The 19,119-nt window shown below is 53.6% G+C and carries 12 protein-coding genes; 10 read left to right on the forward strand and 2 right to left on the reverse strand.

Features of this window, described 5'->3' with window-relative positions; all coding sequences use genetic code 11:
- Nucleotides 1-174: 174 nt before the first annotated feature.
- Nucleotides 175-1,458 (reverse strand): hypothetical protein, encoded by a 1,284-nt coding sequence (locus HFP08_RS07490; protein WP_168119970.1) that lies wholly within the window; start codon nt 1,456-1,458, stop codon nt 175-177.
- Between the two features lie 142 nt (nt 1,459-1,600).
- On the opposite strand from HFP08_RS07490, the gene HFP08_RS07495 reads away from it, so the two are divergent.
- Entirely contained in the window at nt 1,601-2,407 is an 807-nt protein-coding gene (locus tag HFP08_RS07495) for an AraC family transcriptional regulator (protein ID WP_168119971.1), read from the forward strand.
- 29 nt (nt 2,408-2,436) lie between these two features.
- On the opposite strand, the gene HFP08_RS07500 is transcribed toward HFP08_RS07495, so the two are convergent.
- The gene (locus HFP08_RS07500) at nt 2,437-3,300 is read right to left on the reverse strand and encodes a helix-turn-helix transcriptional regulator (RefSeq protein WP_168119972.1); all 864 of its coding nucleotides are present in this window, start codon (nt 3,298-3,300) and stop codon (nt 2,437-2,439) included.
- Nucleotides 3,301-3,420: 120 nt separating this feature from the next.
- On the opposite strand from HFP08_RS07500, the gene HFP08_RS07505 reads away from it, so the two are divergent.
- The 9 genes from HFP08_RS07505 to HFP08_RS07545 all read left to right on the forward strand — a co-directional run bounded on the left by HFP08_RS07505 (nt 3,421) and on the right by HFP08_RS07545 (nt 19,051).
- Entirely contained in the window at nt 3,421-4,632 is a 1,212-nt protein-coding gene (locus HFP08_RS07505; RefSeq protein ID WP_168119973.1) for an oligogalacturonate lyase family protein, read from the forward strand.
- Nucleotides 4,633-4,674: 42 nt separating this feature from the next.
- Nucleotides 4,675-6,981, forward strand: coding sequence for a helix-turn-helix domain-containing protein (locus tag HFP08_RS07510; RefSeq protein WP_168119974.1), 2,307 nt, complete (start codon nt 4,675-4,677; stop codon nt 6,979-6,981).
- 297 nt (nt 6,982-7,278) lie between these two features.
- Entirely contained in the window at nt 7,279-8,244 is a 966-nt protein-coding gene (locus HFP08_RS07515) for an ABC transporter permease (RefSeq protein ID WP_168119975.1), read from the forward strand.
- Complete coding sequence (locus tag HFP08_RS07520; protein WP_168119976.1) at nt 8,238-9,137, forward strand: carbohydrate ABC transporter permease; 900 nt, start codon at nt 8,238-8,240, stop codon at nt 9,135-9,137. The genes HFP08_RS07515 and HFP08_RS07520 overlap by 7 nt, the downstream gene beginning before the upstream one ends.
- Before the next feature lie 129 nt (nt 9,138-9,266).
- Nucleotides 9,267-10,838 (forward strand): extracellular solute-binding protein, encoded by a 1,572-nt coding sequence (locus tag HFP08_RS07525; RefSeq protein WP_168119977.1) that lies wholly within the window; start codon nt 9,267-9,269, stop codon nt 10,836-10,838.
- Between the two features lie 144 nt (nt 10,839-10,982).
- A complete protein-coding gene (locus HFP08_RS07530; RefSeq protein ID WP_168119978.1) occupies nt 10,983-13,697 on the forward strand; it encodes a hypothetical protein in 2,715 nt (904 codons plus the stop codon).
- A gap of 32 nt (nt 13,698-13,729) precedes the next feature.
- Entirely contained in the window at nt 13,730-15,037 is a 1,308-nt protein-coding gene (locus HFP08_RS07535; RefSeq protein WP_168119979.1) for an alpha-L-fucosidase, read from the forward strand.
- 364 nt (nt 15,038-15,401) lie between these two features.
- The gene (locus HFP08_RS07540) at nt 15,402-16,316 is read left to right on the forward strand and encodes a nucleoside hydrolase (RefSeq protein ID WP_168120247.1); all 915 of its coding nucleotides are present in this window, start codon (nt 15,402-15,404) and stop codon (nt 16,314-16,316) included.
- Nucleotides 16,313-19,051: an alpha-L-rhamnosidase gene (locus HFP08_RS07545; protein WP_168119980.1), complete on the forward strand. Its 2,739-nt coding sequence runs from the start codon at nt 16,313-16,315 to the stop codon at nt 19,049-19,051. Before HFP08_RS07540 ends, HFP08_RS07545 begins: the two co-directional genes overlap by 4 nt.
- Nucleotides 19,052-19,119 lie beyond the last annotated feature (68 nt).

A 19,119-nucleotide genomic window follows, 5' to 3' on the forward strand; every position in this document is an offset into this window, starting at 1 on the left:
TTTTTTTTCGTATCTTAGCATGCCGAAAGCGGTGTATGAATACGCATATTGACCGCTAAGGTGAAGAAACATCCGTTAGAGAAGATGAGCAACGGGAAGCGGCGCCTAAGGTGAAAAAATAATCGTTACGGCTTACTGCCCCTTTAATGCACGCCGAGAGGAGGCGTGACCTTCTCAATAGCCCCCGCCGAATGACAAGCCCTCGGGCGGTAGTCCCGCCTCGCTTGCAGCCATGAACTCCGATCTTTTCTCAACCGTTCGTTCGCCTGCCTCCTTGGCCTTGACCGCGTCCCCTTCGAAGAGATGCTCGACGACCCAGCGCTGCCCGAAGCCCGCGTGAACAACCTCATCCGCCCAATCGAAGTCCTGGAAGGTGGTCATGAGCGGATCGGCGACCGTATCCCGGCAGAACTCCCATTCCTCGCGCTTGCCCGGAGGATATTTCATAGCCGCTTTCTCGATCGCGATCGTCAAATGAGTATAGGCTTCATCCTTCTCGAACAGATTGGCCGTCATATGATACCAGCCTGTCCAGTTGGGAGCGGCATAGACATCATACCCCTTCAAGCGCAGCGCTGCCTCTCCGAACCAGGAATGCCGCACCTCGTCCCAAGTATGTCTTGCCGTATCGTAATAGAAGGCCCACGGTCTTCCGATTTCTGTATAATGAACATAGGCAATGGCTTCGGCGGCCGTCATTTCGAAGAAACGATTGTACATCATCATGAGGAAGCGGCCGTCATCGTTCTGCTCGAAGGTCAAGCCCTCGTGTTTGATAATCGCACTGGTGAAACGCGGGTCTCGTGTGCTCAATTCGGGCAGCGCGAAAGGCTTCGCGGGGACGACAGCCCGAGCCGGGACCGGCGTTCGAGCGTCTTGACCACTCATGCCGCCGGCGGCATCCAGCAGCGCCTTCATATAAGCAGTCCAGGACGCGCAGCCTTGCAGCTCCTCCGCCCCGGCAGCGGCTCTGTATTCGTCAATCGCCGACAGCCCCCATTGCACTTGCTCCTCGCGATCAAGCAGTTGATGCCGCAGCATCTGGATGGTCGGCTCGTCGACGATAGGCTGCGCAAGCTGCAGGTACTCCTTTATCGCGGCAATCTGCGCAGGCTTGACCACCTCGAACAAGGCGGATAACAGCATAAGCGTTGATGGAGAATCGAGGACGCGGGACATCAGCTCCTCCAGCGCCTCATCCGGGCATTTGTCGAACGCAACCACGCTCATACGCAGCTGCTTGCCGCGATTGCGCAAGGCATCATAATGCGAGGCGTCCTGCCAGAGCATGCGGGCGAGAGCGCCTTTCAATTCGTATTCCGGGCGAGCCGTCATATGACCGGCTTCAACCCGCATGAGCTGTCGATCCGCATAGGCGATCCGCTGAAGTCTCTTGGCGGATTGCTCGACGGAGAATCCGGTCCGCTGCCAGTCTTCAATACCCATGAATGGATGCATGTCATCATCTCCTCATTGTGATGAAAGGTTAGGGTTCAGCTCTATTGTAGGAGGGATCGCGGGCTTCTGAAATGCATCACATGCCCAAAGAGTTATACTGAACTACATAAATTCAAGTTTCCATTAGTAGGGGGCAAACGGGATGACACGAGAGTCAATCCTTCGGATTTGCAATAATTACGGGCAGGTTACCTGCGAGACGGGCTGGAAATGGAATACGAAGGAGCAGCCTTTGACCGACTTTGATTTGTGGTATGTGTGGGACGGGGCGGGAGAGATGAATCTGAACGGGGAGCTCTTCCCTTTGTCGAAGGGAAGCTGCTTCTTGTTCCGTCCGGGGGATCGCACCTCTGCGCATCATCACCCGGACAACCCGCTTACGGTGACCTATATTCATTTCGAAGCGGATGATCCGGATGTTCCATCCCTCGATTCCTACCGGGACATCCGGGATACCCTTCTCTTCGAAACCTATTTGAATCGCTATGTGCAAACGCTCATTAACGAATCCTATCAGCATGAACGGGAGGCGGAGCTGCTGTTGTCGCTGCTGCTTCAGCAGCTTCGGCGAGAGCAGTGGGAGACGAAGAACGAGAGCGGCTTCCTCGGCGACGAGAAGAGGAATCGGATTCACGAAGCGGCGAACTTCATTCGCCAGAATCCGGGCATGCGCCATTCCCTCAAGGATTTAGCCGAGCGTGCGGGATTGTCCCCGCGTTATTTTTCACTGAAATTCAAGGAAACGATGTCTACGACCGTCGAGCTGTTCACGATTCGGGAACGAATAAGGCGGGCGGAGCACTTGCTGCGCTTCAACAACATGACCGTGGCGGAGGTGGCGGACACGCTCGGCTATCGCAATGTATATTTCTTCAGCCGACAGTTCAAGCAATTCACAGGAAGATCCCCGAGGCAATTCGCGAAGGCTGCGGCTGAGCTCGAAAGCTAGCAGAGCAGGAATTGCGAGCGTCGTTCTCCTTATTCCTCCCGATGCAATCTCCGATATTGCGAGGGCGTCATTCCGGCGATTCGCTTGAACACGCGGTAGAAGTGCTGCAGGCTCTGGAAGCCGCAGGCAAGCCCGATATCGATAATTGGTTGCTCGGAATACAGCAGCTTCTTCTGGGCTTCCGCGATTCTGCGATAGTGAACATATTCAATAATGGTATAGCGGGTCGATTCCTTGAAAATATGGCTGAGATGATATTTGCTTCTGCCTGCCACGGACTCGAGATCCTCAAGCTCGATCGGCTCGGAGAAATGCTTGTCAATATACTGAATGATCCGCTGAATCTGCTGGTCTATCCGGCTGTATGACCTGGACTGGCGCTGCGTCTGGCTGATCCGGAAGAAGGACTGCAGCAGCAGAAGAAGCTGAAGCTGGATAGCGGGCTTAATGGTCGCATCCTGTTCATCCGCGGCAAGCTCCGTCTGAAGAACATGAAGCCGGCGAAAATCCGCTTCCATCGCAAACCGCTGCTTCAGATCAAGCTTGATTCTGGCCCCTGCGCCGCTTCTTAGCGTATGAAGCATGGATTCGAGCTGCAGCGTCTGCAACAACTCTTTTATAAATGCATATTGGAAATTAATAACGTACCGCTCGTAAGGCTGATTGGTTTTGTATTCCATTCGATGGATTTCAAAGATGTCTATGAATAACATATCTCCATCCCGAATATCGTACTTCCGGTCCTTGATCCATATATCAATATCGGCTTTAATGAATAGAACCAGCTCGAACGAGTTGTGGAAATGCTCGAGCGGCTGTCTATCTGTGTTGTGGCTGTCCACATATTCAAGATGAAAGGCAGGCGTGCTTGCCAGCAAGCTGGAATGATCCATTCTACTCCATCCTCTCGAAAAAATAAATCGCAAGATACGTTAATTGTACGGCAAGCCGCAACATAAATGAAGAACCCTGCCTTCCCTATTCCTTATGCTTCAAGGAAGGAGAGTGATCATATGAAAGGCGCAACCGTACAGCATCAAGTGATTGAACGGAAAGATCCGGAGACGGGAAAGGTCGTCAGACAGCTAACCTCGCTTCCGGGGAACCATCATCATTTGTATTTTACCAGCAGCAGCTTTACCGCGGACAAGAAACATATTCTGTACATCAGCGACGACGGCAGCGGGAATCCGAATCTGTACAAGCTGTCCATTGCGGATGGAAGAGCGATTCAACTGACAGACAATCGGAACGGGATCATGAGAAGCTATGTATATTATGACGGAAATCCGAATCGGGGGCTGGCGAAAGCAAGTCCGTCCTATAATGCGGAGAGTAACAACATGCTCTATATCCAGGACAACGAGGTTCGACTGATTGACGTGGACACGCTTGAGGAGAAATGCCTCTGCCGCCTGCCTTCCCATGCGATGACCGGCTTCACGCATCTCTCGTCGGCCGGCCGGCTCGCGGCCGTGCCAATTATTCCCGCCGAGGCGTTCCGCGTCCCTCCGGGGAATCCGTTCAGCCAAATTCGAATGAAGGTGCAGGAGGAAGGCATAGCTTCGAGCATGCTCCAGATTGATACGGAAACGGGGCATTGCGATACGTTATTTCGGCAAGTCGGCTGGATTACTCATGTGCAGTACCATCCTCAGGACTCTAGCCAGCTCTTGTACAATCATGAAGGCGGGATGGTGGAGCAGCGCATCTGGCTCTATGACGGGGAGACGATTCAGAAAATCAGAGAACAAATGCCCGGCCCCGATTCGCTCTGGATTTGCCATGAGATGTGGTCGCAGCAGGGTCAAGGCGTGATCTATCACGGTACGTCAGGCATCCCCAACGATCCGGCCATGCGGGAGCTTGGTCGCGCAGAGGATGAGATCGTAAGCTTTGTCGGGTATTATGACAGGGCTGCCCAACGTTATGATGAAGTGTCGTTCCCGCCGGAGATGAAGGCGTACGGCCATTTCACCTCGAATTCAAAGGATACGTTGCTCGTGACCGATGGGGTGATTGATGACGCCAGCATCCATTTGATCGAACCGAATTGGCCGGGCAGATCCGCATCCTGGACGAAGGTATGCGCGCATAACAGCAGCTTTAAGGTACAGGATGTCCATCCGCATCCGATCTTCAGCAGGGAGGATCGTTACGTGCTGTATACCTCCGACGCGCATAATGAGGAAGGAAAAGGAAATATCTATCTAGTTGAATTGTAAGCGGATACAGAGTATCGTTGACTAGACAAAGGGGGGATATAGATGCGATGGTGGCCGCCAAGCTTGAAGGGGAAAAACAGACTGTTCGGCAAGTTTCTATTGTCTTATTTTCTCATCCTGCTCGTTCCGTTGCTCATCGGGGTCTATGCCTATAACAAAACGGTCGGCGTTGTTCGCGAGGATGCCGCGCAATTGAATCTTACCGTTCTCGAGCAAAGCGAGGAAGCGCTCAATCGGCTGCTCACGGAAATTCGCGATACCGTATCGCTGCTCTCGCTCGATTCGGAAGTGCTCAAGAGTATGATTACGGCAGATCGTAATTGGTCTCCAAGCTCGCTGTATCAATTCTCACAGCTGCAGCGAAATGAGCTGAGCTTGTTGTCAACCAACCAGTTCTTCTCCGATTTATTCATTTACTTGCAGAAGAGCGAGGCGGTCATCTCGAAGAATGCGATCGAGAGACTGGACACCGAACCGATCAAGATTGGCGAGACGCCGTTCGGGGAGTGGCTGGAGGGCGTCTTCGACAATGACCAGACAAACCGGTATTTGCGCTTGGAGAATGTGTCCAAGGGAGGAGCGACTCACAATTATTTGGCATATGTCAGCACATTGCCCGCCGGAAACAGCAGAGCGCATATCGATGGCGCGATTATTATTCTGATTGACGAACGCTCCATTGCCAGCTTATTCGATCGGCTGATGGTTCATGAAGGCGCCTTTGCTTATATCATGAACCAGCAGAACGAGATCATCGTCTCGGTGGCAAACGGCAAGGAACAGCTCGAGCCGGTTCCCTATTCGGGAGAATCGGGCTCCTTCCTGAAAACGCAGGGGCGCGACATCTTCGTCACCACGTATTCGGCGCAGCAGAGAGGCTGGACCTATACGGTTGGCATTCCGGCCGACGCGGTATTCTCCAAAGCGGAATACATTAAGCGAATCAATTGGATCATCGCCGGAATCGCCCTGGCGCTAGGCTGTCTCATTGCCTACTTGTTCGCTTATCGCAATAGCAAGCCGATCGAGGATCTCGTCGACTCGATTCGGGAATTCGCCCGAGGAGAGCCGGAGCGGAAGACGAACGAAATCGAATTGCTTGCCTCGACGGTTCACGACATTATTAGCGATAACAAAGATATGAACGTTAAGATGGAGCAGCAGCTGCCCATGCTGCAAGCGGCTTGTCTGGAGCGATTGCTGAAGAGCGGCTTTCATAACGAGCAAGAGATGAGAACGTACCTCAATCAAGCGCACATGACACTTGCAGAGGAACATGTTGGCGTGGCGATTCTGAAAATTCAGGCGACGGAATACAGGGTTCGCGAAGAGCTGCTGGCGGAGAAAGCTCATGTCAAGCGACTATGGTCCCCCGAGCTTGAGGAATGCTGGTATATTCATGATTTGAAATCGGACAAGCTTGCTTTGATTTACTCTTTCAGCGGCACTCGGGCAGAGGAGAAGCTGGCAGGCTTGACCAAGCAATTGGATCGGTTTCAGAAGAAGCTCCTGAGCGAGCACAAGCTGATGACCTCCATCGGGATCGGACAGCTGTATCATCATGGTCTGGATCTATGGCGCTCCTGCAACGAAGCGCTGCAAGCGCTCGACGTTCAGGATCCAGACACTTCCTTGAAGCTCGTCAGCTATGAGACGATCAGTTATGATTCCAATCATTATTATTATCCGCTCGATTTGGAATACAAGCTGCTGAACACGATCAAGCTGGGAGACACCGAGGCGCTGGAGCGGCTCCTGGAGCATATCGAAACCCAGAATTTCGAGATGCGCAAGCTTAGTCCGTGGCGTGTCAGGCAGCTGCATTCGGAAATCCAGGGCACTTTGCTGAAGCTCTCCGAGCAAGCGCAGTATTTGTCCGGTACGATCGATTTTCAATTGGATCATGCGGATTTGGAGGGAGCAGGCGAAGCTCTGTCCGGGTTTCAGCGGGTGAAGTCGATGCTGCTGGCAACCAGCGACAAGATTATGCAGCAGAGATCGGCGAAGCAGCAGGACATGTTCGAGAGCATGAAGCATTATGTGGAAGTGAATTTCGCAGACAATAATCTGAGTCTGGCCATGCTGGCAAGCGAATACCAGCAGACCGAAAGCTTTGTGTCCACCTCCTTCAAGGAATACGTGGGCATGGCCTTCTCGGAATATCTGGAGCAGCTTCGGCTGAATGAAGCATGCGATTTGCTCAAGAGAACCGCCGCTCCGATTCAGGACATCGCTGTTCGCGTCGGCTACAGCAATGACAAATCGTTCCGAAGAGCCTTCAAGCGATCCTTCGGCGTACAGCCGACCTCGTTCCGAAATCAACCCCAGATCAAATCCGGCTTGTCATAGGCGATAGAATGCGGAATAACAAGGAGCTCATCTCCCCCGTGCAGCTATGCGGCGGGCGATGATCTCTTTTTTCTGCGTTTACAAGGCGTCAGCCCCATGCCCTGGATTAATGGTATGTCGCAAATGAAAGGGGTGCCGCTTGGAGGCAGGCGGCTGCCCACTTAATTAAGCGCTTTCATTTTGAGAGGATGCTGGAAATGAACTGTTCCTTTACGGCGATCGCGCCGCAAGCTATGGTTGTAAATGAGAGCGCTGCCACACGGAAAGCAACGCATAAGGACAGGGGGATAAGCCAACATGAGAGAAGCAATCATGGGACGGAAAAATCGATGGTCCGAAATAGGGCGGAAAGCGAAGAAGCAGAAGGTTCTCTTGCTTTTATTGCTTCCTGCAATCGCTTACTTTTTTATATTCAATTATATTCCCATCTATGGCGTTCTTATCGCATTCAAAAATTTTCGAATGCAGGCCGATCAAAGCTTTTTGAAGACGATTCTCGAAGCCCCGTGGGCGGGCCCCTTCGGACTGGATCACTTCAAGGCGTTCGTGAATGGTCCGTTCTTCTGGAAGCTTCTCAGGAATACGTTCCTGCTCGGCATCTATTCCTTAGTGTTCGGCTTCCCGATTCCCATTCTGTTCGCCCTGCTGCTGAACGAGCTCAGAAGGAAGTTCTATAAGAGCTTCGTCCAGACAATCAGCTATCTTCCTTATTTCCTATCCGTCGTAGCCGTCATCGGAATGATGAAGATGGTCCTGTCGCCGGGCAGCGGGATCGTGAATGTGCTGCTGACCAAGCTGGGGCTGGAGCCGATCTATTTCATGGCTGACGCCGGCTGGTTCCGCTTCCTGTTCGTGAGCTCCGGCATCTGGACGTCGATGGGCATGGGCGCCGTGATCTACCTGGCCGCTTTGTCCAAGGTAGACGCCGAGCAGTATGAATCGGCGGTTATCGACGGAGCGACCCGACTGAGGCAAATGTGGCATATTACATTGCCGGCGATCAAGCCAGTGGTCGTCATTACGTTAATCCTGAATATGTCCGGGGTGCTGAGCGTGGGCTCGGAGAAAATTATTCTGATGTATAACTCTCTTACTTACGAGACGGCCGACGTATTTTCCACCTTCGTCTATCGCCGGGGACTTGTCGAGCTGGATTTCAGCTTTGGCGCCGCCGTTGATTTGTTCAACGCGATCGTCAACATCCTGTTCCTTGTGACGGCGAATTATTTGGCCAGAAAGGTGGCGAACGAAAGCTTATGGTAAAGGATCATACACTGGGATCAAAAATGCTTGATGTTGTCGTGCATGGGGTGATGGCGCTCGTCCTCGTGCTTACGTTATTGCCGCTGCTGCATGTCGTATCGATTTCGTTCAGCGATCCGGCGGATATTATGAGAGGCAAGGTTGGGCTGTGGCCTTCCCATTTCAGCTTGTCGGCGTATTTCACTATTCTGTTCGAGAATGCGCATATCCCGCGCTCCTTCGTGAATTCCGTTGTTATTACCATAGTAGGAACCTTCCTTAATGTGGTCTTCACGACGATAACCGCCTATGCGCTCGCGAAGAAGGATTTGCTGTTTCGGCCGTTTTTCCTGATGTTCGCGATTATGCCGATGTTCTTCACCGGCGGCCTCGTGCCGCAGTTTCTGCTGGTGAAGTCTCTCGGCATGATGGATACAATCTGGTCCGTAACCGTGCCGGTTCTCGTCAGCTCTTGGTGGCTGATCATTATGATTTCGTTTTTCAAAAATTTCCCGGTCGAACTGGAGGAAGCCGCCCGGCTCGATGGCTGCGGCGAGCTGCAGACCTTGTTCCGAATCGTGCTGCCGCTGTCCATGGCAGGTGTTGTCACGATCGCCTTGTTCTATGGCGTGAATCACTGGAATTCCTACTTTACGGCGATGCTGTACTTCCGCAGTTACGATAATTATCCCTTGCAGCTGCTCCTGAGAGAAATCGTTCTGCAGAGCACGCTTGCCGAACAGCTGGCTTCGCAAGGGAATGCCGCGCTGGCCGAGGATATGAGCTCCAAGCTGACGCCCGAGAGTGTACAGTATGCGACGTTGGTCATATCCATCGTTCCGATGCTGGTTATTTATCCCTTCATTCAGAAATACTTCGTGAAGGGAATCATGATCGGCTCCTTGAAGGGCTAGACGACAGACAAAGGCGATTCCAAGTATGATCAGCCTAATGAGGGAGGTGATGCCGGCATATTGGGCCTATCGTTCAAAAGCAGCATCAAAACTGCGACAACCATTCATTTTCGAGGGGGATTGCAACACATGAAGAAGACAATGTTCGTCCTGACCACTGCAATGATTCTACTGGTTACGTCCGTGCTATCCGGCTGCAGCAGCAATGCGAAAAACGAGAATACGGGCTCAAGCTCCACACAGCCTGCGGAGAGCGCTTCGAATGGGAATAAGCCCGTTGAACTGTCCGTCGCAAGCATGCCGAAATATCCGCCGAACGACATTCCGAACGATTACATCAAGGAAGTCGAGAAGCGGTTCAATATGGAATGGGATTTCGAATCAATCCCGCTGTCCGCGGGCATTGAGAAATACAACGTGATGTTCGCTTCGGGGGATTATCCGGACTTCATCCCCAATATGAATAGCCCGACAAGCGTGGCAAAATGGGCTTCGGCCGGCTACTTGCTGCCGATTGGCGACTACATCGATAAGCTGCCGAACTACCGCGGTCTCTTCTCCGATGAGGATTGGCAGCTGCTGCTGGACTTCGCCCAGACGAACGGCAAGCTGTATATGCTGCCCAGCGTGGCCAGCAACGATCCCATGACGTGGATCTATCGCAAGGACGCCTTCGACAAAGTCGGCATAACGGAATTCCCGAAGACATTGGATGAGCTGCATGAAGCGCTGAAGAAGCTGAAAGAAGCTTATCCGGAAAGTGTGGGAATCGGCGTGCGCGGAGGCACGGACAACAACGGAGTGAAAAACCTGATGAACGGCTTCAGGCAAGCCTTCCGCAATCCGCATAATACCTATACGCGGGGCTTCTGGAATGATCCGGATCAAGGCGATGCGGTGGTATGGGATATGGCTTCATCCAAGCATCGCGACATGCTGAGTTATATTGCGGAGCTGTACAGCGAAGGGCTGGTAGAGAAAGAATTCGCAACGTTAACGCAGGATCAATGGAAAGCGAAACGACTGACGGGCAAGGTGCTGCTTGATTTCCAATATTCGAGCCATACGGTCGATCCGGGCTATGCCTTAACGGATATTCCGGGCGGAGAGTGGGATTATTCCCGATACCTGCCTACCGCGTCGGATAAGCCGGCGCTGGAATTCAAGCCGGTCAACTTCTCCCTCTTCGGTCCGGTATTCAGCAATAAGCTGGCGGATGATCCCGAGAAGCTGCAGAGTCTGTTCGACTATATAGAATGGGGAGCAACGCCCGAAGGGCAGTTGTTCCACCAAGCGGGTCTGAAGGATGTCACGTATGAGGATGTCGGAGGCACGCTTCAGTACAAGGAAGGCATGGATCGCCAGAAGGTCGCGGAGCAATACGGCTTCGATTGGTGGCTGAGCCAAAGCGCGGATTTCATGAAGTCGGACGCCGGGTATCTGAAGAAGAAGGAAGCGATGGAGCAGAACGCAGATATGTTCAATCTGTTGCCGAAGAGCGCGCCGCTGACAGAGGATGAGCAGGAAGCGATCAACACCAAAGTTAGCGCGCTGGAGGATGTGGCTCTGCAATTCGCGACAAAAGCCATTATGGGTCTTGTGGACGTGAATGACGACAAGGTATGGAACGGTTACCTTAGTGATCTGGAGCAGGTTGGTTTAAGCGAAACACAAGCGATTTACGAGAAATATTTGAAGTAGGCGGGAGCGGAGCGGCCCGGCCCATGCGGGAGTGGAAGGGATTTTCGATCCTGGCAGGAGCTGGGCAGCTCTTTAAGAGGCAGATTTAAAAACCGGACAGTGTGAACATGCATTTTAAGCTTATCTATAAAGGAGTTTTCATATATGACTTCAAGTATTCGATTGGCAGTGCCGGAGGAAGCATGCAGTCGGGTCCGCTTGGGAGCGGAGCTGCTGAGGCGTTCTCTCCTTGATATAGGGCATGTTGTAAATGATATTGGCGGCTTAACGCTGGACAATTATCGCAGGGAGGCCAGTCTTAAGCTGGTGCTTGGCAACCGCGGAGAGCATTCCTTCATTCAAGAGCTGGAGCAGAGCGAGGTGCTGCTCTATCATACGAATGCGCCGGAAGGAGAAGGCTTCTATCTGGCTTCCCTGCCGGGCAATCTGATTGTGGTTGTCGGGGGCAGCGACACGGGCGTCTTGTACGGCTGTCAGGAGCTTGCGGGCATGGTGGCCGAGAAAGGCGGTATTCCCGCCGAACTGGCGTACGGGGACGCGCCGGATATGAAGCTTCGCGGCCCGGTCGTGCCGCTTCAGCTGACGAAGGTCGAGCCGCCGCGGCGAACCTATGAATATCCGATTACGCCAGGACGGTTTCCGTGGTTTTACGATAAGCAACTGTGGCTGGACTATCTGGATCGCTTGCTGGAATATCGCTGCAATGTCGTCTATATCTGGTCGGGACATCCGTTCTCCTCGCTCGTCAGGCTGAAGAGCTATCCGGAAGCCATGGAGGTGACGGAGGAGGAATTCGCGCTGAACGTGGATACATTCAACTGGCTCGCAGAGGAATGCGACCGTAGAGGCATCTGGCTGGTGTTGAAATTTTATAATATTCACATTCCGCTGCCCTTCGCCGAGAAGCATGGGCTGGATCTTCATCAGCCGAAGCCGATGCCGCTGACAAGCGACTATTATATTCAATCGATATCCGCATTCATTCGCAGCTTTCCGAATGTCGGTCTCATGGTCTGCCTGGGCGAAGCGCTGCAAGGGGCGTTATACGGGGTCGAATGGTTCAACGAAACGATTCTTGTCGGCGTGAACGAGGGGCTTAAGGATCTGAAGCCGAAGGAGCTGCCGCCGATTATCGTCCGAGCTCATGCGATTCCATCGGAGAAGGTCATGGAAGCGGCGATCCCGAACTATGGCAATCTGTTCACAGAGGCCAAGTATAACGGGGAGTCGCTCACAACCTTCACGCCGCGCGGCAATTGGCAGGACACGCATCAGCATCTCGGCTCGCTGGGATCCGTTCATCTTTTCAATGTTCATATTCTGGCGAATTTGGAGCCCTTCCGCTTCGGAGCTCCTTCGTTTATTCAGAAATGCGTGCAAGCGGCGAAATATCGGCTGGGCTGCAACGGCATTCATCTCTATCCGCTGTTCTACTGGGATTGGCCTTACTCGCCGGATGCCGTGACGCCAAGATTGAAGCAGCTCGATCGGGATTGGATCTGGTTCGCTGCATGGTTCCGCTATGCATGGAAGCCTGATCATCATCCGGCGCTTGAGCGGGAATACTGGACTCAGCAATTCGCGAAGCGATATGGCAGCCGTGAGGCAGGAGAAGCTATTCTGGATGCCTATGAGGAATCGGGAGAATGCGCTCCGAAGCTGCTGCGCAGATTCGGCATTACCGAGGGCAATCGTCAGACGATGAGTCTCGGCATGACGATGAGCCAGCTGACGAATCCCGACCGTTACGGTCCGTGGAAGGAGCTGTGGGAGTCGCAAGCGCCGCAAGGCGAGCGGTTGGACCAGTACGTTGCGCGCGAAGAGCGCGGGGAGCCGCATATTGGGGAGACGCCTCTGGATATCGCGGACAACGTCGATGCGCATGCGAGGAATGCGGAACAGGCCATCGAGAGAGCGCGGCCTCATGTGCTGCGAAACGGAGAGGAATTCGAGCGCATCGCGACCGATGTGTTGGCGATTGCGCTTATGACTCGCGCCTATACGTTCAAAGCGCGGGCGGCTGTTGGGATTCTGACCTACAAGTCGCGAGCTGGACGGGAGTTCCTGAAACATGTGGAGCTGCTGGAGCAGGCGATCCCGGACTTTGAGCAAAGCTTGTTGAATTACCGCGAGCTGGCGAAGCTGACCGAGGATACGTATCTCTATGCCAACAGCATGCAGACGCCGCAGCGGAAGGTGCCGTTCCCGGATGGAGAGAAACACGGCCATTGGCGCGACTGCTTGCCGTATTACGAGCGGGAGTTCGACCATTTCACAGCGCGGGTAGAGGAGCTGAAACGGGGGCAATTGCCGGCGGTTGCGCAAGGCGAAGCGGCGGGCCCTTATGCGGAGGCCGAATTCGTCCTGCATTCCGCCGATGCCGAGCAGTATGTGCTGGATAAGCAAAGCAGGGTGTTCTCGGACGGCGATGTGATCGCCTCGCATGTGGCCGAGGAGCTTGCCGGGTTAACGGGCATTCGCATCAATCGGGATCAAGCAGCCAAGGAAGGCGTTCAGATTGATATTGAGCTGAAGGAGCCCGCGCGTATTCTGATTGGCTACTTCAATTCCAAAGATTCAGAATGGCTTCAGGTGCCGAACTTGGAGGAAAATACTCATGCGGATGATCGAGGCGGTTTGGCACCGATTCTTAAAAACGGGCTTAAGGTATTTTTCTATCCATCCGTTAATGTCCATGCCTTTCTGTATGAGGCAGGCCGTCATACGCTCGTCTTCGGACGAGGCTCTTACCTCATTGCGGGCGTGATTAAGGCTTCGCAGCAAATAACGGTGCGCGACCTGGAGGGCTCCAACAGTATGGATACGCTCGATTGGCTGTACGAGAACGGAAAAGCATGAGGATCTGATTGCGGATAGGAGGAGGCATAGAGATGAATCAGAAAGGAATGGAACCCGTGGGCGATTCGAAGTGGTTCACGGAAGCGCGGTTCGGCATGTATATCCATTGGGGATTATATTCGCTTGGCGCTCGTCATGAATGGATGCGGGGGCGCGAATTTCTGAGCAATGAGCAGTATGAAAAGTATTTCAAGCGATTCGATCCGGATCTCTACGATCCCGAGCTATGGGCGCAGCTCGCCTCGGATGCAGGAATGAAGTATATGGTCGTGACGACGAAGCATCATGAAGGCTTCTGCCTGTGGGATTCGAAGCTGACCGATTACAAGGTGACGAACACACCGTACGGCAAGGATCTGCTCCGCCCCATGCTGGACGCCTTCCGGGGCAAGGGCATTCGGGCGGGCTTATATTATTCTTTGCTGGACTGGCATCATTCGCAGTATACCGTGGATGTGAAGCATCCGCAGCGTTACGACGCAGCGTTCGTGGAGCAGAGCAAGCAGCGGGATTTCTCGAAGTATGTGGATTACCTGTTCGGTCAGACGCGAGAGCTGCTCAGCGAATTCGGGGACATCGACGTGCTGTTCTACGATTTCTCTATTGCGGCGGAGGAGGGCTTCCCCGGCAAGGGCAAGGAAGCGTGGCAGAGCGAGAAGCTCGTGAAGCTGATTCGCGAGCTGCAGCCGCGCATTATGCTGAACGACCGGCTGCAGGTGCCGGGCGATATTACGACGCCCGAGCAATATCAGCCCCGCGAGTGGATCAAGGTGAACGGGAGGCGGGTCGTATGGGAAGCTTGCCACACCTTCAGCGGATCCTGGGGCTATTACCGGGACGAGGAATCATGGAAGAGCGTGGACATGCTGCTGCAGATGCTCATCGACACGGTTGCCAAGGGCGGCAATCTGCTGCTGAACGTCGGCCCTACCGGCCGCGGGGAGTTCGATGAACGAGCTGTTGACCGCCTGAAGGGGATGGGCGGATGGATGCGCCGCCACAGCCGTTCGATCTACGGCTGCACGGCTGCGCCGGAAGCATTCGAATGCCCGCCGGATTGCCGATTCACGTACAATCCGGACACTAATCGCTTGTATTTGCATGTATTCGCGTGGCCGTTCAAACAGTTGCATCTCTCGAACTTCTCCGGACGGGTCGAATATGCGCAACTGCTGAATGACGCTTCGGAAATCCGGATGGTCGAGGGAGAGAAGAAGCTGACGATGGAGGCCGGGGCCTTCGATGAGGGCCGCCCGGCGAACACGCTGACGCTGCAACTGCCAGTGAAGAAACCGAACGTGGCGGTTCCGGTTATTGAGCTTTTCTTGAGAGATCAGTGAATAGCTACCGTTCCGCTCCGAGTGATGAATGCGCAGCTTACAACGTTGCTTGGCTCTGCAAAGCTGAAGGTCGAGTATCACGGAAGGACCTCGATCGTAGGCTTGGATGGAGCCAGGCGGAATGCTAACGAAACATGATAACGTTAAGAGCATAAAAAGGCATCATTTTCGAATCTAACGAAGATTTATCGTCTTATTTCATGGTTTCGGGCTGAAATCATGCTCACTTTGAAGAAATAACGATATCAATCTTCTTTAGCTTCACCAAGGCTGGAGAATTACGCGTTTAACGTTATGAATCTTCCTTAACGATTCTACTAAATGAAGCTAAATGATCCGAATAGAGGAGTTGTTTGGTGTGATTATGCCCTTCCAGGTTCCAGATAACAAGAAGATACGCCTTATCATCAACACCGATGCCGCGAATGAAGCGGATGATCAATACGCGATCGTGCATGCCCTGCTGACGCCAAGGTTCCAAATCACGGGCATCATCGCCGCGCATTTCGGCACTCGAACAACGACCACGATGGAGGAATCCTATGCGGAGGCCGGCAAGCTGCTGAAGCTCATGGACATGGAGGATACGATTCCCCTCTATAGAGGCGCTCACCGCGCGATGGTGGATGAGGAGACTCCCGTTCCGTCCGAAGGAGCGGAGCTTATCATTCGCGAGGCGATGAAGGAGGATCCGCTGCCATTGTACGTCATATTCCTTGGGCCGCTGACGGATATGGCATCCGCTTACTTAATGGAGCCTCGAATCGCAGATCGGCTGACCGCAGTTTGGATAGGAGGCGGATCGTATCCGCACGGCGCAGAGGAATTTAACCTCCTTAACGATATCAAGGCCGCCAATACGATAATGAAATCCCTCGTGCCGCTGTGGCAGGTTCCGAAGAATGTGTATTCCATGATCCGGGTCAGCCTGGCTGAACTCGCGGTTCGGGTCCGTCCTTACGGAGCCATCGGTGAATATCTCTACGAACAGCTTGCGGCATTCAATCTGCTGCCGAGGCATAGCGCAAGATGGCCGAAGGGCGAGATGTGGATGCTGGGAGATTCCCCGGCGGTATCGCTTCTTATTGATGATCATGCGTTCGAATACGAATTGCGCCCAGCGCCTCATATTCGCGACGATATGACCTATGAGGAGCGGGAGGGTGGACGCATCATACGGGTGTATCGATATGTGGATGCCCGGTTCACGCTTGAGGACATGTACGCCAAGCTGGCTTTATTCCATGCCTGTAACGAAGAGAAGGGAGGTGCGTCATGACAGTTCGAGTGGTCGGCTGCAAAACGGAATATGCTGTAAATCCGAGAGGACTGCACACTTTAAAGCCGCGTCTGTGCTGGCGGATGGAAGCGCAAGGGCAAGCCGTTAAGCAAACCGCTTACCAGATCGCGGTTGCGACCTCCTTGCAGAAGCTGGACAATGGTGAAGCGGATAGGTGGGACAGCGGCAAGGTCGCATCGAGTCAATCCATACAGATTGTCTATGACGGCAAGCCGCTTGAGCAAGAAGGGGTCTATTATTGGAAGGTTCGCGTTTGGGACGGCGAAGATCAACGATCAGAGTGGAGCGAGCCCGCATTCTGGACGATCGGCCTACTGTCGCGAACCGCTTGGAAGGGGAAGTGGATTGGCCGCAAGCCCGTTCAGCCTGCGGCTGCATCAGCGGCAGCACCAGCAACAGACGGACAGAAGCCGGAGCTGGAGAAGCAATTGTCGCCCTCGCCTCATTTGCGCAAGATGTTCGAAATTCGAGGACCCGTCAAGCGAGCGACGACATACGCGACAGCTCTTGGCGTCTATAAGCTGTGCGTGAATGGAGAGCGACTGGGAGGAGACTGGTTCGCTCCGGGATGGACCGATTATAATAGGCGCGCGCAGGTGCAGGCTTATGATATAACCGATGAGCTGAAGACGGGCAGCAATGTGTTCAGCGTTGTTCTCGGAGATGGCTGGTATTCGGGAACGGTTGGATTTCTCGGCAATAAGGTGTACGGCGAGAGACCCTTCTTCCTGATGCAGACGAATATCGAATACGAGGATGGCAGCCGCGACAGCGTCGTTACGGATGGCAGTTGGGTAGTGACAACCGGTCCCCTGCTCTACTCGGATATGATCAAAGGGGAAACCTACGACGCCACCAAGGAATTGACGGGCTGGGACAATGTGGGTTACGACGATTCCGGCTGGGAGCGGCCGGATGTCCGCCCTGGCTATAACGGCGTGCTGAGCGCGACGCTTGAGCCTCCGATCCGGACGACGGAGATTTTGAAGCCAATTAGTATTCGGAAGACGAATCAAGGCACATACATCTATGACATGGGGCAAAACATGGTGGGCTGGACGGAGCTTAAGGTCAGCGGCGCGCGAGGCATTCGGGTTACGTTAAGCCATACGGAGATGCTGAACTCGGACGGCTCCATGTATCTGGATAACCTGCGCAAGGGCATCCAGCAGGATCATTATATTTTGAAAGGCGAAGGGGAGGAGCGTTACGAACCGAGCTTCACCTTCCATGGCTTTCGTTATGTGGAGCTGATCGGTTATCCAGGCGAGGCTGATCTGGGCACGATTGTCGGCAAGGTCGTCCACTCCGATACGCCGAAGACCGGTCGCATGCGCACCTCGGATGAGAAAGTCAACAAGCTGTACGCTAACATTACTTGGGGGCAGAGAGGCAACTTCCTGTCGGTTCCGACGGATTGTCCGCAACGCGACGAGCGACTGGGATGGACGGGGGATGCGCAGATCTTTGCTCGCACAGCTTCCTATAACATGGACGTATCGCGATTTTTCACCAAGTTCTATCAGGATATGCTGGACTGCCAGCAGCCATCGGGAGCTTTCACGGATGTTGCCCCGGACGCAGGCTGGATTCGGCATAAAATGTGGAATACCAGACTGAATTGGTATGCGCCGGACAATTCAGGCTGGGGGGATGCGGGTGTTGTCATTCCCTGGACCCTGTATCTGATGTATGGGGATACGAGAATTCTGGAAGCAAATTATGGAGCAATGGAGCGTTGGGTTGAATATTTGCGCTGCACCACGGACAACCTTGTTCGCCCGGACTATGCCAATTACGGCGACTGGTTGTCCATTGAAGCGGATACGCCCAACGAAGTACTCGCAACCGCGTATTTTGCGTACAGCACGAAGCTGCTTTCCACTATTGCCGGCGTGCTGGGCAAAATGGAGGATGAGGCGCTTTATTCCGCCTTGTTCGAGGATATTGCGGCGGCCTTCCGAGGCGCATTCATCGACGAGCAAGGAATCATTCGCGGCCATACCCAAACGGTGTATGTGCTTGCGCTGCAATTCGGCTTATTGACCGAGGATTTACGGCAAAAGGCGGTCGAGCATCTGACTGCGGATATTAAGCGGAAGGGCGACCGGCTGTCGACGGGCTTCCTCGGCGTAGGTTATCTGTTGCCTGCGCTTACGGATAACGGTAAGCTGGATGTCGCTTACCAACTGCTCACGCAAGAGGAATTCCCTTCGTGGCTGTATTCGATCAAGCATGGGGCCACGACGATATGGGAACGCTGGGACGGCTGGACGGAGGACAAGGGCTTCCAGACACCGTCCATGAACTCCTTCAACCATTACTCCCTCGGCTCCGTCGGAGAATGGATGTATCGTTACATGGCCGGAATAGAGACGGACGCTGCCGCATCCGGTTTCCGGCACGCCATTATTCGCCCGCGTCCTGGCGGAACGATAACAGAGGTGGAAGCCTCCTACAATTCATTGTACGGAACGATCTCCACGCATTGGAAGCTGGAGCAGGACGGCGAGTTCCGCCTTGCTGTCGCGATTCCGCCGAATACGACCGCAACCGTATGGATTCTGAAGGGGAAGGCTACTATCAATGGCTTGTCGGCGGGAGATTCTTCTTTGACAGGCTGCACTTCCGTGGGAGAAGAAGATGGCTATTTGAAATTCGAAATTGCTTCGGGTGCTTATGAGTTTTTAAGTGTGGAGCGTCAAGTTGTGTAGCATTCTAATATAGTTGCATGCAGGATAACCTTCTGGAGGAATATATCTTTCGGGAGGTTTTCTGCGTG

It is taken from the genome of Paenibacillus sp. HB172176, from assembly GCF_011947265.1.
Lineage (GTDB): Bacteria > Bacillota > Bacilli > Paenibacillales > Paenibacillaceae > Pristimantibacillus.